General features: G+C 68.2%; 10 protein-coding genes. 3 read left to right on the forward strand and 7 right to left on the reverse strand.

Annotated elements, in window-relative coordinates; genetic code table 11:
• Positions 1 to 113: 113 nt before the first annotated feature.
• Entirely contained in the window at positions 114 to 1301 is a 1188-nt protein-coding gene (locus ACFW0G_RS29905) for a DUF6801 domain-containing protein (protein ID WP_378328763.1), read from the reverse strand.
• 493 nt (positions 1302 to 1794) lie between these two features.
• On the opposite strand from ACFW0G_RS29905, the gene ACFW0G_RS29910 reads away from it, so the two are divergent.
• On the forward strand, positions 1795 to 3075 hold the full coding sequence (locus tag ACFW0G_RS29910; RefSeq protein ID WP_378328764.1) for a helix-turn-helix domain-containing protein: 1281 nt from the start codon (positions 1795 to 1797) through the stop codon (positions 3073 to 3075).
• Between the two features lie 833 nt (positions 3076 to 3908).
• A complete protein-coding gene (locus tag ACFW0G_RS29915; protein WP_378328765.1) occupies positions 3909 to 5090 on the forward strand; it encodes a Fic family protein in 1182 nt (393 codons plus the stop codon).
• Between the two features lie 180 nt (positions 5091 to 5270).
• Here the strand turns inward: ACFW0G_RS29915 and ACFW0G_RS29920 are convergent, their stop codons facing one another.
• The 4 genes from ACFW0G_RS29920 to ACFW0G_RS29935 form a co-directional block, all read right to left on the reverse strand.
• Positions 5271 to 6008: a hypothetical protein gene (locus ACFW0G_RS29920; RefSeq protein ID WP_378328766.1), complete on the reverse strand. Its 738-nt coding sequence runs from the start codon at positions 6006 to 6008 to the stop codon at positions 5271 to 5273.
• Positions 6009 to 6920: 912 nt separating this feature from the next.
• Complete coding sequence (locus ACFW0G_RS29925; protein WP_378328767.1) at positions 6921 to 8279, reverse strand: NAD-dependent succinate-semialdehyde dehydrogenase; 1359 nt, start codon at positions 8277 to 8279, stop codon at positions 6921 to 6923.
• 123 nt (positions 8280 to 8402) lie between these two features.
• A complete protein-coding gene (gene fahA / locus ACFW0G_RS29930) occupies positions 8403 to 9605 on the reverse strand; it encodes a fumarylacetoacetase (protein WP_378328768.1) in 1203 nt (400 codons plus the stop codon).
• 224 nt (positions 9606 to 9829) lie between these two features.
• Entirely contained in the window at positions 9830 to 13147 is a 3318-nt protein-coding gene (locus ACFW0G_RS29935; protein WP_378328769.1) for a DUF885 domain-containing protein, read from the reverse strand.
• Positions 13148 to 13446: 299 nt separating this feature from the next.
• On the opposite strand from ACFW0G_RS29935, the gene ACFW0G_RS29940 reads away from it, so the two are divergent.
• Positions 13447 to 14499 carry an AsnC family protein gene (locus tag ACFW0G_RS29940; protein ID WP_378328770.1) on the forward strand — a complete coding sequence of 351 codons (1053 nt, stop codon included), beginning with the start codon at positions 13447 to 13449 and terminating at the stop codon, positions 14497 to 14499.
• Between the two features lie 416 nt (positions 14500 to 14915).
• Here the strand turns inward: ACFW0G_RS29940 and ACFW0G_RS29945 are convergent, their stop codons facing one another.
• Positions 14916 to 15095 (reverse strand): DUF397 domain-containing protein, encoded by a 180-nt coding sequence (locus ACFW0G_RS29945; RefSeq protein ID WP_378328771.1) that lies wholly within the window; start codon positions 15093 to 15095, stop codon positions 14916 to 14918.
• Entirely contained in the window at positions 15061 to 15960 is a 900-nt protein-coding gene (locus ACFW0G_RS29950) for a helix-turn-helix domain-containing protein (protein WP_378328772.1), read from the reverse strand. Before ACFW0G_RS29950 ends, ACFW0G_RS29945 begins: the two co-directional genes overlap by 35 nt.
• Positions 15961 to 16057 lie beyond the last annotated feature (97 nt).

The following is a 16057-nucleotide window of genomic DNA, read 5'->3' on the forward strand; positions in this document are numbered from 1 at the left end:
ATCTACACCTTTGTATTGGTGGGCTGCGTCTTTTTTTTTTAAGACACAGCCGCGGGGTTTGTGGTTGGTGGGCCCACCGGCGCTTGGTGGCCACACCACCCGGTTCCGGGGAGTTACGCCGTGATGGGCACGGTCGCGATGTGCTGGTCCTGGCCCGGATCCACGGTGCACGGCAGGGCGAAGGTGCCGAGCGCGGTCGCGGTTCCGTCGGACTTACGCGGGGTGACCGTCCCGTTCAGCTGCTGGCCCGCGGCGACGTCGAGGGTGCCTGCCTGGTAGAAGATCAGGCTCGGGACGTCCGGGGTGATCGATCCGCTCGCCGGGTCGGTCGGCGGGACGGGCGTCTGCGGGATCGAGCCGGGAATGCCGATCGTGATCCTGGTGGTGTCCAGGGTCGCGTCCACATCGGCGTACGCCCTGCCCTCGACCGTCGCCGCCTGGTTGCTCCGCAGCAGATTCGCCGTCGCCGGGTTGAACTGGGCGCCGATCACCAGGTTGCTGATCTGGGCACGCTGGCCGACCGCGACCGTGTCGGGAATCGTGGCCTTGACATTGCCCTGGATCTGCTGGTTTCCGATCTGCGGGAACGTACAGGTGTAGGTGAGGTTCTTGTTCACGTCACCCAGCGGCCGCACCACGGATTCGGCTGTGGACGGGCCGGAAACGGGAATGTTCGCGAACAGCGTGTCCTGCGGCGGGTCGGTCGTCTTGATCGTGCACGGCACGTCCAGAATGCCGAGCGGTGTCGGTGTCCCGTCGGCTTTCCGAGTGTCGACCTTCGCGTTGAACTGCTGACCCGCCCGAAGCGTGATCGTGCCCGCCTTGTACACGACAAGATTCGGCATCGGGCCGGAAATAGTAGTGGTCAATGGACCACTCGGCGGAATATCGGCACGCGCGATGTTCAATCCGGGAATGCCGAGTGTCAGCTGTTTGCCGTCATAGTTCGCATCGACGTCCGCGGCGCCGGTACCCTGCGCGTAGGCGGTACCGAAAGCCCTGAGCGCGCCGACGATGTTGTCCTGCAGTGTGACGCTGATGTTCAGGTCGCCCGGCGCGATGCGCTGCCCGGCCGTACCCGAATCCGGGAGGGTGATCGCGACCTTCCCGGTCACGTCCTGCGGGCCCACCAGCGGAAAAGTGCAGCTGTAGGTGAGATTTTTCGTGACCTGTCCGAACGCGCCCAGTTCGTGCGCGGACGCGGATCCGGCGACGCCTGCCCCGAGCAGGGCCGCTGCCACACTCGCGACGACTGCCACGACCCGGCGGCGTCCCGAGGAAGAACTTATGCGACCTGACATCACGCAACCTCCTCCGCCACTCGTCGTTTGTCCGGCGAGGGCATGATTTTATTTCGCCACAAGAGCGCGATCGCATAATCAGCGGACGGCACCGGATTTCGTTAGCCGAATCCGGCCCGGCCGCAATACCTACCACGGAGTAGGTTACTTCCGCGCAACATGTGGGACAAGCCTGAATTATTCAGGAATCGGTCCAGAACAATTCTCGGAGGAACTTGTCACCGGCCTGACAAGTTCCGCTTCGGATGTTATCGTCGGAACGCGTCGTCGCGATTCGGGGAACTCGCACGCCGACTGGCCAATAAATCACCTGAAAGCGCAGCGGTTGGCAATAGTCCAACAGATTGGCCACGCTCGGCGTCGCTCCGAGCCCTCGCGTTGATCATTGACACTTCCCGAGATCTCGCAATATAGTGATCGACATCACAAATTGCTCAACCGACGACGTGCGGTCCGACGAATTCTTGTCACCGCCAGTAGGGGAAGAGCACCGGTGACTGACACGGACACCTCCGGGAACCCGCTGAACACCTTCGTGCCCGCGACACGGTTCGTGCCTTCGGCCGAACGGTCCGGTCTGCCCGCCATCGACAACCCGTGGCTGGCGCTCCCCCACAATCTGGCGAACAAGTTCCGGCCGGGCGCACACGATGTGGCGCAAGAGATCCTCGCGGCGATACAGCGGGCGATCCCGGCGTACGCGCGTCCGCTGGAAGGCGCGTTCGGCAAGGTCATCACCGAAGGAATCGACCGCGCGGTCGTCCAGTTCATCGAGCGCGTCGCCAATCCCGCGAACCCGCACGAAAACGACGCCGACCTGTTCCGCAGGCTCGGCGAACTGCAGACCGTCGAGGGCGACGGCGTGGAAGCCCTGCAGAACGCCTACCACGTCGGCGCCAGAGTGGCGTGGCAGCGCATCGCCGATTTCGGGCAGGCCGCGAATCTGTCGCTTCCCACCGTCTGTTTGCTCGGCGACATGCTGTTCGCCTACGTGGAAGAAATGTCGGCTCTGTCGGTCCAGGGTTTCGCCGCGGCCAAGGCGCGCACAGCCGGCGTGCTGGAACGGCGCCGAAGACGGCTGCTCAACCTGCTCCTCGACGGGCCTTCGGTATCGAGACGGGAACTGGCCGACCTCGCCGAACTCGCGCGCTGGAAACTACCCGCGCAGGTGATCGCCGTGGCGCTGGCCCGCGACGGCGCGCAGCCGGACCTGCCGGTGCTGGCCATGGACGACCGCGTTCTCGCCGACCTCGACGGCGACGAGCCGTGCCTGGTCGTCGCCGCCCACGAAGACCGGCTGCCCGACCTCGAAACGGGACTGGCCAGTGGCAAGGCCGCGGTCGGCCCGCGGGTACGGCCCGCCGACGTCGCGGTCTCCCTGCGGCACGCGCGCCGTGCGCTCGACCTGGTCCAGCGGGGCATTCTCCCGGACGCCCCGCTGACCTGGTCCGATGACCATCTCACGACGTTCTGGCTGCTCGCCGACGAATTCCTGGCCCGCGCGCTCGTCGCCCGCAGCCTCGCCCCGCTGGCCCGGCTGACCACCAAGCAACGGGCCAGGTTGAGCGAAACCCTGCTGGCCTGGCTGGAAACCCGGGGTGGCGCCCCGGAAATCGCCCAGCGGCTCGACATCCATCCGCAGACCGTCCGCTATCGCCTGCGGCGGATCAAAAGCCTCTTCGGTGACCGACTCGACGATCCCGACGAGCACTTCGAGCTGGAGGTCGCGCTGCGCGCCCAGCGGCTACTCGACACCGCTGCCCACACCGGCTGACGGGCCGAACGGGCGAGGCTCGGCGCGTGCGGCGGACCTGGGCCCCAAGATCACGACGTCGCCGGGGGTGGGGTCCGATCCGGAAGCGGGTGGTCTCGAACTTCGGGGACTTCGGCAGCGCGGTCATCGTGTCGACGGTGATCTGGTCCTCCGCCGAGAACACGTCCCCGTTCCGTCAGAAAATACGGTTCGCCACCAATCATGTCACGCTTGCGTGAATAGCCCGATACCGCACAATTCTTCACCAGGAGAATGATTCCCTGCCGCCTGAAGCCTTATGCGGTTCGCCGATCACGCGGACCTCGGGGCCCGTTCAGCCCGCCGCCGAGCGCCCCCTGTCCTCGCCGACGCGTTCGTGGGCCATCCGGGGAATCCTCCGAGCGCACCCCTCGCTACCATTCGAAGAAGATCGACTCCGCGACTTCATTGCTACCGGCGAGTTCATCTGGCTCCGGCAACACCAGCGTGGCACCCTTTCGAGCAGACGCCACCGCGTCAACGCTTTAACCGCGAACCAGAAGACCATCCCAGCCACCCATTCCGGTGAATTTCGCACGCTTCAGAGTGACTCGAGCTGCGTCAGTGTCTCGAGCGTGCTGATCCCGAAAACCCGAATCCGCTTGCACTGCCACATATCGACGCCCTCGCACAGCAAGGGAGATCTCGACCCACCCGGTCGTGAGCTGGGCAAACAGTGGCTTCCGGCACCTTCGGCCCGCGACCACCATGATCCCCGGCACGCCACGGAGAAGACCCCAGGACCCAAAGTTGATCTTGATCAGATCAATTTCACCATTTGCCGCCTTCCAGTGACTTCGTAGAGGCTCTGCGCCATGAAAGACAGCAAGGCCACCACCGGGATGTGGATCCGACTGGAAGACCCGGAGGGCTTTCCCGCACGGATCCACCGGGAAGGGGGTTGGGTACCACGTCCATTACCTTCGGAGCTGGCCCTGACACCGCTTACCTATCAAATACTGGCCGCTTCCGAGCAGGCGCTGGGACGACTGGACGAAGCCGCGGAACGGCTTCCGGATCGAGAGTATCTCGTTTACTACACGATGCTGCGCGAGGCGCAGAGTTCGGCGGCACTGGAGAACGCGCATGTGTCGCTTCGCGAAGTACTGCGTGCCAATCTGCCGGGCGTCAAGGCCGGACCGGACGTCGAGCCGATCTTGCGCTACCTCGAGGCGAGCCGCGCCGCGTTCACCAACGTGCGCGGCGGCGCGGAGATCGACCTGCCGTTGCTGGGCCGGATCAGTAGTCAGCTCGCGCCCGAACCCCCGGCAGCCGAACGATTCTGGCGCGCGGGTACGAGCTGGGTGGGTGGCCGTACCCGCGGCGAGGCCGTCCTCGTGCACACCCCGCCCGGCCCGCACCTGCAGGCCGCCGCGCAGCAATGGCAGGAATGGGTCGGCGCGCCGTGCGATCTGCCCTTGGTCGGCAAGCTCGCCATGGGACACCAGCAGCTGGAACTGATTCATCCCTTCGCGGGCGGCAATGGTTACGTCGCCCGTCTCTATGTCAGCCTGGAGCTGGTCCGCGCCGGTGTGCTGCGCGACCAGATCCTGCCCCTGTCCCTCTGGCTGGACCGCAACCGCACCGAGTATCACCAAAGGCTCCGGGAAGTCGTGGACACGGGCGACTTCGAGAAGTTCGTGGTGTTCTTCGCCGACGGCATCCGTCACTTGTGCGGGGAACAGATCGATTTGATCAAACGCATGGAGCAGCTGCGCGCGCGACATCTGGAGAAGGTCAACCGAAGCGGCAATGTCCGCAAGGTCGCGAGTGGGCTGATCGGCATGCCGTTCAGTAACCACCACTCGATCGCCGAACGCTTCGGCATGTCCCGCAAAGGTGCCAACGACGTGGCGAGAGAACTGGAACGCGCGGGACTGCTCAAGGTCGAGGCCAACAAACGATACAAGAAGATCTTCATCTGCGAGGAGGTGCTGGATCTTCTCAGCACACACGACCCGGTGGCCCCCGCCGAAGACCGCGAAGTCTTCGGCTAGCCTCCGCCCGGCCGATCGGCCCCGTTCCCGAGCACACCCACCACCTCTTTCCTGCCCAGGAAGTTCCCATGGAAGCTCCGCTGTCCCGGCATCGGCGTTCGTGCCACGGCCGCCACCGAGTGTCCCCTCGACCCCACTCACCACAACACCGGTTCGCCGTCATCGCGTTGCTCGCCTTGGCTATCGTTCTCGCGGTGACCTGTCTGCGACGTCGCCGCGTTCCGCTACGGGCAACACAGCGCCCTCCTCGGTGGCCAGCAGAGCCCGGACATACTCGGCGCCTTGGTCGTCGACGTCGACAAGACGAGCCAGCGCCCTGCTGAACGTGCGGCGGGCCGGTCCCGTCCGGCCCGCACCCCATTGGGCGCGCCCCAGCATGATCAACAGTTCGGCATGAGCGCTGTCGTCGATCCGGTCGTCATCCGCCGCGTAGAGGTCCGCCCGGCTGAGGTACTCCACCGCCGCCGCGGGTCGTTCGGCCAGCATCAGCACCGCGCCCAGCCGCTGCGAGGTCATCAGCACACCATGCCCGTCCTGCGTTTTCTCGTACACCGCAAGCAAGTCGAGATAAGCGTCCATCGCCCGATGCAGCCGGGCCCACCTGGTGTAGAGCGAGCCGAGCGCCTCCAGGACAGCGACCGCGCCGTGCGCGTCACCCCTATCCCGCTGAATCTTCAACGCCCGCACCCATTGCGCCTCGGCCCGCGGCAAGTCCTCGGCCTGCTCCGCGTGCCGAGCACTCAGCACCAGCAACTCGGCCAGTGCCGCCGGGTCGCGCGCCGTGATCGCCGCCCGCTCCCCCGCCGAAGCCAAGGCCGTGCTCCATCGCTGATCGGCTACCCGCCCCGCGGAGCCCCACCAGCTGCGGGCGAGTTCGACACCGTGCCCGGCCAGGTCGGTTCCGGCCAGCCATCGCACCACTCCGACCGCCGGCCACGCTGTCTGCGCGAGCCAACCTTGTGTCTCCGTCAGGGTTTCCGCGCCCAGGCGAACCGCGAGACGACGCGCGACCGCAAGTCTCTGTTCCGTGACAGCCGCGGAGGCGGATCCGTCGCGCAACGACGCTCGCGCGTGGTCACCGAGAACGAACCCGCCGGACGAACCCCGTGCCAGCCACCCGTCACGCGCCAACCGCTCGCAACGCGCTGCCGCGTTCGCCTCATCGAGACCCGCGCCGACGGCCACCAACGTGACGGGCAGTTCCCCCACACCACAGACAACGAACGAATTCAGGATCGCGGCGTCCTCTTCTCCCCACGACTCGAATGACCGCGCGGCCCTTTCGCTCACTAGCCAGCAACCTCCTCGGCAACCAACAAGCCCTGCCGTTGTCCAGTTTTGTTGCTTGCCTTGGCCGACTTCCCGAGGCAGCTGTCAGCGACCCGCCGGCTACCAGTCAGCTGTAACGCCACCTCCGCAGACTCACTCAAGCACCTCGGGAGCCGTCGACGCGACCGCTCCGGAGGTGAACCCGCCACTCCCGGAACCACAGTCACATCCCGGACACCCTAGACCAGCACATGCCGATGCGCGTGCATTCACCCGTGTGTTACCCGAGCACAACACCGGGGTGCGCCGCTGCGCGGACCTGCCCGCGCCCGTTTCCCGCCATTTCACCCATGCCGGACACACCGCCCCAAGCCGTCGCCGAGCCACCGGCAGCACAGTGTCCACATTGGATGCTTGCGCTGCTTCCGGCCCGGATGCCATGGGGGCGGCCAAAAATCGAAGTTCTCCTACGCGATTCAAGACGGGCAGCTCGCGTTGACAAGTTTCGGAGAACGGAACTCGACGGTTGTTTCCGCCCGGCCCCACACCGCTCGGCGGCCGCTACAGGCGGATGGATTTCTTGTTCATGAACTCTTCGATGCCCAGTGCGCCGAGTTCGCGGCCCATGCCGGAGCGTTTGATCCCGCCGAAGGGCAGGTCGGCCTGCGAGCCGCCCGCCCTGTTCAGGTAGACCATGCCCGATTCGATCCGCCCGGCCACTCGCCGCATCCGCTCCGGATCGGTGCCGAAGACGCTGGCGCCGAGCCCGAACGGCGAGTCGTTGGCGATCGCGACGGCGTCGTCCTCGGACGCCGCGCGGAAGATCAGCGCGACCGGGCCGAAGATCTCCTCGTAGTAGGCGTTCATGTCGCGGGTGACGTCCGTGAGCACGGTGGCTTCGAGGTAGGCGCCGGGACCGACGCGGTTCCCGCCGGTGCGCAGCGTCGCGCCCTGGTCGACCGCGGTGCGGACCTGCGCGGCCACCTCGTCGGCGGCGGAGATCGAGGCCAGCGGCGGGAGGGTCGTCGCCGGGTCGGCGGGGTCGCCTGCCACGTAGTACTCGGCGACTCGCTTGGTGAAGCCGCTGACGAACTCGTCGTAGATCTCGTCCAGCACGATGATCCGCTTGGGGGCGTTGCAGGACTGGCCGCAGTTGCGCATCCGCGCCGTCGCGGTGGCCTTCACGGTTTCGTCCATGTCGGCGGTGTCCAGCACGATCAGCGGGTCGGAACCGCCCAGTTCCAGGACGCACCGCTTCAGGTTCCGGCCCGCGTCGGCGGCCACCGCGACCCCCGCCTGCTCGCTTCCGGTCAGGGACACACCCTGGATGCGCGGGTCGGCGAGGATGCCGGGAACCTGCCTGCTGGACGCGAACGTGTTGACGTACGCGTCTTCGGGCACGCCCGCCTCGCGCAGGATCTCCTCGATCGCCTTCGCGGAACGCGGGCAGATCGAGGCGTGCTTGAGCAGGATCGTGTTGCCCAGCACGAGATTCGGCGCCACGAAGCGGGCCACCTGGTAGCAGGGGAAGTTCCACGGCATCACCCCGAGCAGCGCGCCGATCGGCTCCTTGGTGATGACCGCCTTCCCGCCCTTGATCGTCAGCGGCTCGTCGGCCAGGAGCGCGGGCCCGTGCTCGCCGTAGTAGGTGAAGATGTCGACGACGATGCCGATCTCGCCACGACCCTCGTTGATCCGCTTGCCCATCTCCAGGGTCATGATCGCGGCCAGCTCGTCGGCACGTTCGGCGAAAAGGTTCGCGGCGCGCAGCACGATGGCCGCGCGTTCGGCGACCGGGCGGCGCCGCCACGACGAGTAGCCGCGGTGCACCTGCCCGATGGCCGCCTGTACCTGCTCGTCGGTCGCGTTGGGAATCTCTTCGACCAGCGCGCCCGTGGCCGGGTTGGTGACTGAGTACATGGCGTACCGACCTCCGTGTGCTTGCTCCGGCGATGCTCGACCTCGTCTACGAAGACTGTATACCGGATACAAACTACCGCGAAATCAGCGTGTGCAGTGCCACACCTCCGGTACCGATGTGCCTCAGACGGCGGGAAGGACTCGCCCGCGCACCTCGCCGAAGCCGATCCGGGTGCCGCCGCGGCCGGGCGCCGTCCCGCTGATGACCACCTCGTCCCCGTCCAGCAGGAACTTCCGCGTCTCGCCGCCGGCCAGGTCGAACGGCTCGCGACCGCCCCAGCTCAGCTCCAGCAGCGACCCGCGCTGCTCCCGCTCGGGCCCGGTGACCGTGCCCGACGCGTACAGGTCACCGGTGCGCAGGCTCGCGCCGTTGACGGTCAGATGTGCGAGCTGCTGCGCGCCGGTCCAGTACTGCGTCGCGAACGGCGGGCTGGACACCAGGTGCCCGTTGAGCCGGACCTCCAGCGCGAGGTCGATCCCCCACGGCTCGCGGCCGCGCAGGTACTCGAACGGCTCCGGATCCTGCGCGGGCGGGGCGACCCTGGCGTGGCTGAGCGCGTCGAGCGGCACGATCCACGCCGACATCGACGTCGCGAAGGACTTGCCGAGGAACGGGCCGAGGGGTTGCGATTCCCAGCCCTGGATGTCCCGCGCCGACCAGTCGTTGACCAGGCACAGGCCGAACACGTGCGCGGCGAAGTCGTCGACGGGAACCGGAGTGCCCCAAGTGGACGGTGTGCCGACGACGAACCCGACCTCGGCCTCGATGTCGAGCAGCCGCGACGGGCCGAAGCTCGGTTCGGCCGCACTGCGCGGCTTGCGCTGGCCACTCGGCCGGACGATCGGCGTTCCGGACACCACCACCGTGCCCGCCCTGCCGTGGTAGCCGACCGGGAGCCGTTTCCAGTTCGGCGCCAGCTCGTCGTCGGTGATCCCGAGGATCCGCCCGGCGTTGAGCGCGTGCTGCTCGCTCGAATAGAAGTCGACGTAGTCCGCGACCTCGATCGGCAGGTGCGTGGTCACCTCCTCGCGCGCCACCAGGTGCGGGGCGGTCCGATCCGCGTGACGCGGCTCGGTGAGCCACTCCCGCACCAGCACCCGCACGTCCCGCCAGGTCGCGGGCCCCGCTGCCAGGAACGGGTTGAGCACTTCGGCGTCGAACAACGACGCGAACGCGGTGTCCGCCATCGCCGCCGACAGGTCCAGAACCTGGTCGCCGACGGCCACTCCGACGCGGCGACGAGTGTCGCCAGGCCGGGAGAACACGCCGTAGGGCAGGTTGTCCAGACCGAAGAGGGTGTCTTCGGCCAGGTCGAGCCAGGTCACGCGGTACTCCTTCGGTAGGGGTGGAGATGCGACCTTGCTGGTGGGGTGATGCCGTGAAGGACTCCTTACCGGCGCTCAGCGCTGTAAAGGAGGCCTTCACGGCCTTCGGTGGGGTCTGGTTTGGCGGGCTTGGATGTCGCGAACGCTCCGTTCGGGACGTTCATCGTCGGCAACGGAGCGTTCGCGACATCAGGCGATGCCATCGGCGCTGGGGCGGCGCCGGGTCAGGACGTGCGGGCGGCGATCCAGTCGGTGACGACGGTTTCCAGGACGGTGAGCGGCAGCGTCCCGTGGCCCAGCACGACCTCGTGGAACTCGCGGATGTCGAACCGGTCCCCGAGCGCCCGCTCGGCCTCGGCGCGGAGCCGCTGGATCTCCAGCCGTCCCACCATGTATCCCAGCGCCTGCCCCGGAATCGAGGCGTACCGGTCGACCTCGGCCTCGACCTCCAGCAGCGCCACCGGCGTGTGCTCCCGCAGGTAGTCCACCGCCTGCTGCCTGCTCCAGCCGAGCGCGTGCAACCCGGTGTCGACCACCAATCGCGCCGCGCGCAGGGAGTCCTGCATCAGCATCCCGAGCCGGGTCACGTCGCTGGAGTACAGCCCCATTTCGTCGGCCAGCCGCTCGGCGTAGAGACCCCAGCCCTCGCTGTAGGCGTTGACGTGCGCGATGCGCCGCAGCAGCGGCAGTTCGGTGAGATTCTGCCCGATACTCAGCTGGAAGTGGTGCCCTGGAACGGCTTCGTGGAAGGCGATCGCCTCGCTCGTGCACTTCGGCCTGCTGCTCGCCTCGTGGGTGTTCGCGAAGTACGTTCCCGGCCGCGAACCGTCCAAGGCGGCCTCGAGGTAGTACGCGGTCGTGCCGCCCGCCCCCTCGGCTTCGGGGACCGGCGCGACCACGCACTCGGCCGCCGGAACCGTCGAAAACCATTGCGGTGCAACGGCTTCTGCGCGTTTGATGGTGGCGCGAGCCGCGTCGAGCAGCTCCTCGCCGTCGCGCCAGCGCAGCTCCGGATCGGTGCGCAGCCGCTCGAAGATCTCCGCGAGATCGGTCGTGCCGAACACCCGCGAGCCCAGCTCGCGGTACTCGTCGGCCAGCTTCGCGATCACCTCGAGGCCGGTGTCGTGCAGTTCGCGCGGGGTCCTCGACGTGGTGGTCTCCACGCGGATCATGCCCTCGTACTTCTCCCGCCCACCGGGCACGTACCCGAGGCCCGGTTCGGTTTCGGGCCTGGCGTGTTCGGTGACCTCGTTCGCCAGGAAGTCGCGATACCGCTGGTAAGCGGGCCGCACGACCTCGGTGAGCAGCCGATCCCGTTCGGCCTCGAACCCTTCGACGGTCACGCTCGGGGTGACCCGCAGCGGGTCGTTGTCCGGGGCGCCGAGATAGCGGTCGACGTAGCCGACGCCGATCCGCACCAGGAAGTCCGCCGGGACGAAGCCCTCCTTCAGCGCCGCCAGCTGCCGCGCGATCACCGCGTCGAGGTACGGCCCGAGCGCGGCAAGCCGGGCGAGATAACCGCGGGCCTTCGCCTCGTCGTCCAGCACGATGCTGGGCAGGAACACCAGCGGGGTCAGCGCGGGTGAGCTGAGCCCGTCGCTGACCGAGAACTCGAACAGCCGCGCGTCGTGCGCGTCGATGACGTTGCGCGCCTGGGAGATCACGACGTCGCGCGTGAGCGCTTCCTCGGTGGGGAACGAGCCACGATCGAGCGCCTCGGCCCGCGTCACGATGTCGAGGCAGGCCTCGCGGTGCCGCGCCGCGGCTTCCGCGCTCGGATCGCCCAGCCGGTCGTGGTCACCCGGCAGCCCGAGCTGGGAAGGCCACAGCGGATCGGCCTCGAACAGCAACGCGGTCAGGTCCTCGGCGAGCCCGTTGGGAGTGTCGCCGTGCCCGGCGACCCAGTCGGACACCACGGTGTCCAGCACCGACAACGGCAGCGCGCCGCCGGAGAGCACGACGTCGTGGAACGCGCGAATGTCGAACCGCGATCCGAGCCTGCGCTCGGCCGCGGCGCGGATCCGCTGGATCTCCAGCCGCCCCACCATGTACGACAGTGCCTGGCCCGGGTAGGCGATGTACCGGTCGACCTCGGACTCGATCTCGACCTGCGCCATCGGCGTGTGCTCGACGAGGTAGTCCACCGCCTGCTGCCTGCTCCAGCCGAGCGCGTGCAACCCGGTGTCGACCACCAGCCGGCCGGCCCGCATCGACTCCACGGTCAGCAGCCCCAGCAGTGAGACGTCGTCGGAGTACAGCCCCATTTCCTCGGCGAGCCGCTCGGTGTAGAGGCCCCAGCCTTCGACGTAGGCGTTGAAGTCGCCGATGCGGCGCAGCAGGGGCAGTTCGGTGAGGTTCTGCGCGATGCTCAGCTGGAAGTGGTGGCCGGGGATGGCCTCGTGGAACGCCGTGGCCTCGGACGCCTGACGGAACCGGTCGGTCGCCTTGTGGGTGTTCGCGAAGTACGTGCCGGCGCGGGATCCGTCGATGGCGGGCGGCATGTAGTACGCGGGCGGCGCGCCCGGCGCCACCTCCTCGGGGATCGGTTCGAGGACCCAGGGCTGCTCGGGAATCGTGCCGAACCACTTCGGCGCCTCCGCCTCCGCGCGGGTGATCGCGTCGCGAGCGCTCTGCAGCAGCTCCTCCGCGCCCGACCAGCGCAGCGACGGATCCGTCCGCAGTTTGGCGAAGATCTCCGGGAGTTCGCGGGTGCCGAAGACCCGCTCCCCCAGCGTCCGGTACTCCTCGGCCTGCGCGGCGATCAGCGCCAGGCCGGTCTCGTGCAGCTCACGCGGGCAGCGGTCGGTGGTGGTGTGCTTGCGCGCGAACCGGGCGTAGATCTCCTCGCCGCCGGGCAGCCAGCACACGCCGGGCTTGTCATCGGGACGCCCGTGTGGCGCGATCTCGGCAGCGAGCACGTCGCGGTATTCGGCGAACGCGGGCCGCACGACGTCACGCAGCAGTTCCTCGCGCTTGGCGGCGAACTCCTCGTCCGGAGCGGGCTGACGCCGCAGCGGATCCGCCGACGGGTCGGCCAGGTAGCGATCCAGATGCGCCACGGCACTCTGTACCAGCCGCGCCACCGGGACCCGGCCGGCGGCGATGCCGTCACGATGCCGTTGCGCGGCCTGCCGGAGGTACTCGGGGACGGCGGCCAGCCTGCCCAGCTGCGCCTCGGCCGCGGGGCCGGCGGTCACCGAGACCATCGGCAACGCGGTGAGCAGCCCCGAGGCCGGTGCGATGAACAGGTCGCTCACGGTGAACTCGGCGGACCGGCTGTCGATCAGGTCGATCCGCCCCTGGGCGGAGCTGATCAGGACGTCACGGGTGACCCTGTCCTGGTTGTCGAGAGCGGCGTCGTCGAATGCCTGTGCCCGCTCGACGAACTCGACGAGCTTCGCCCGGTGTGCCTGCTCGGCGGCGTCGGTGAAATCGCCCAGCCCCGCCGCGTCCGAACGCAGGCCGAGCAGGGCGGGCGTCAGCGGATCGACGGTGAACAACTCCTCGACGAACTCGTCGGCGAGCGCGGCGACTGCGGTCATGGCGTGGGCCCCCAAAGGTGCGCGGATGGTGTTGTCTCCGACCCTAACCACAACTCCGGCGCCACCGCCGCTCTCCGGTACGAACGGTCCGCTCGTACCGGGTTTTGTCCACAGCGAGCGTCCCGGGCGGCTGGAACCGAGGGACGCCCTGGGTGCGTTGGCCGCACCGAGGGAGGCCCCCGGTGCGTCCAGCGCACCCAGGGACGCCCTTGTCGCAACCGGGCCTGGCTCCGTTGGGACCCGCCGGGCGCGGGCGGCCTTCGACGCGGCCGCGGGGGCGAGACGGTAGCGTTCCGGGAGTGGCTGTGACAGATCCCGTCGATACCCGCTTGCTCGCCGCGCTCGCCGACCTGGGCAAGGCCGCCGTGCACGAGCTCGCGGCGAAGGTCGGCATGGATCCGCGCGAGGTCGCCTACCGGCTGGTCGCGTTGTCGGGCAGCGGCCTGCCACTGCTGGTGGGCGTGGAAAGCGATCCGCAGGGCCTGCGTGCCGCCATCGCGGGAGCGCCGCCGTCGTGGGCGAACCGCCCGGTCCAGCCGCCCTCGCAGCAGACCCCGGCCCAGCAAGCCCCTGTTCAGCAGCGGCCGCCGCAGGTTCCGCACCCACCGCATCCGGTGCAGGGCGCGCCATCGGGCGCCTACACCGTGCAGGGTGCGCCTTCGGGGGCGTACACAGTGCAAGGCGCGCCGTCCGGCCCGTACGCGGTCCAGGGCGCGCCATCGGGCGCGTACACGGTGCAAGGGACGCCCTCGGCCCGCTACCCGGGGCCGCCGCCCGTGGCCCCGCCCCAGCAGCGTCCGCCCGCGCCGCAGCAGTTCGCTCCCGGACCCCCGCCCGCCGCGGTCGACCCGGCGTTCAGCACCTGGGGCCTGCCGCAGTCGTCGTCATGGGCACGCGGGGACGAACCGGCGCCGGCCCCGCAGGCGGCCGGGAAGCAGGGCCGGACCGGGGACGTGCTGGAGACGCAGGGGCTGGAGGGCGAGCAGCTCACGGTGCAGCTCCTGGAGGTCCAGGACCCGGCGGACTACCTGTTCGGCGCCGCGGGCTACCGGCTCGAGGACGGGGAACGCTCGGTCGTCGTGCACACCGAGATCACCAACCGCGGGAACATCCCGTTCGCCTCGCTGCCGGACAACTACCTCGAACTGCTCACCGCGGACGGCACGGCGATCGGCAAGGCACCGGTGTCGCTGACTTCGCGACCGCCGCACAAGATCGGCGTGCGCCCCGGCGAGACGCTGGGCGGCCACACGGTTTACGTGCTGCCGGACGCGACGCGCGTGGTGTCAGTGCGCTGGAGCCCGCGGCCGGAGCCGGACGAACGCAGCATCACCTGGTCCATCGAGGACTGATCACCCGGGACGACGGTGTGGTCCGTGGGGGCCATGGGCGGCGGGTGATGTCGCGAACGCTCGTTCGGGACGTTCAGCCTGGAGCCACCGGAGGACGAGGCCGAGGCGCCTTTCCTCGCGTAGCGAGACGAAAGCCCCTCCTCGGCCCGTGAATTTCGATCACAGGCTCCGTGCCCGACGCCGTGAAGGACTCCTTACCGGCGCTCAGTGCCGGTAAGGAGTCCTTCACGGCAGCGGACTTCCGGAGCTGTTTGGCCGAGGTGGTCCCGCGCGGGAGGGGCCGTGGTCTGTGAATGCCACATCGAGGGAATCTGACTCCCTCGATGTGGCATTCACGGACTTGAGGATACAGACAAAGGGGGACCAATCGGGCAGGACGGCGACGGAGGTGTCCTGTGTGGACAGTGGCGCGGGTGTCAGAGGCTGTGGAGCAGGGCGTACAGGGCGGCGGTGGAGAGGTGGAGGGTGCCGCCTTCGGGGGCCTTCGAGTCGCGGACCAGTACGTCCGGGCCGGGGAACGCCAGCTCGACGCAGTTCTCGTTTGTTCCGCTGTAGCTGCTCTTAACCCAGGTCAGCGTGGTGCGATGGGTCTTCACGCGGCTCTCCCGTATCCAGCAGGTTCGCCTGTCCGGCGATGTACTCCGTCGATTCTGCCGGATCGAGCGCACGGAGGAGCAACTGACGCGTCACCTCCTCGTACTGCTGGATTTCCGGACGTTCCTCCAGAAAGAGACTGGAGGTGTGGTTCCCCAGGAACACCACCGGGCCGCCCTCGGGCCGCCGGATGACGGCAAAGCCAGCGTCGTCGATCGCGGCGTGACCGCGGTCGTCGTTCGGGACAACATGGATGACGATGTTGGGTCGCTGCGCCATGGCGACCAAATGTTCCAGCTGGCGGCGTTGAACCGCGCGACCGCCGATCACCCGGCGCAGCGCGAATTCATCGATGATCGCCACCAAACCCGGAGGCTGGCGCCGCATCAGCACGGACTGACGCTGCAACCTGGTCACCATCCGGTTCTCGACATCACTGTCGTCGATCAAACCCGCCTCGACCATGATCGCCCGGGTGTACTCACCGGTCTGAAGCAGTCCGGGAATCACGATCGCCTCGAAGTTGGTGATCATCAGAGCGCGGGATTCCAGCGAGACCAAGGTCTCCACTCGCTCCGCGTAGGTCGGTGCGCTGCGTTGCCACCAACCGCGTTGGTCAGCCTCCCTCGCGAGGGCGATGAGCTTCGCGCGCCTCGGGCCGGTCACCTCGTAGACCGCCAGCAGCGCGGCGATTTCCTCGACCGCGATGGCGTTCTTACCGGTCTCGATGCGGCTGATCTTGCTCGCGGACACATCGATGCGCTCCCCGGCGGCACGCACGGTGAAACCGGCTTCTTCACGTAGTTCGCGCATCGCCGCGCCCAGTTCCTGCGCGCGGACTGTCGGATCCGAATCGGCCATCGCCATGGGAGTCATCATCACTCACGGAGAGTGGCGATGAACCGGTTTTCCGTGCGCGTCGGCACAATCCGCCCGAACGCGGGAGCTGTTTCAGCTAGTGCAA

The sequence above is a fragment of the Amycolatopsis sp. NPDC058986 genome (assembly GCF_042741125.1).
GTDB lineage: Bacteria > Actinomycetota > Actinomycetes > Mycobacteriales > Pseudonocardiaceae > Amycolatopsis.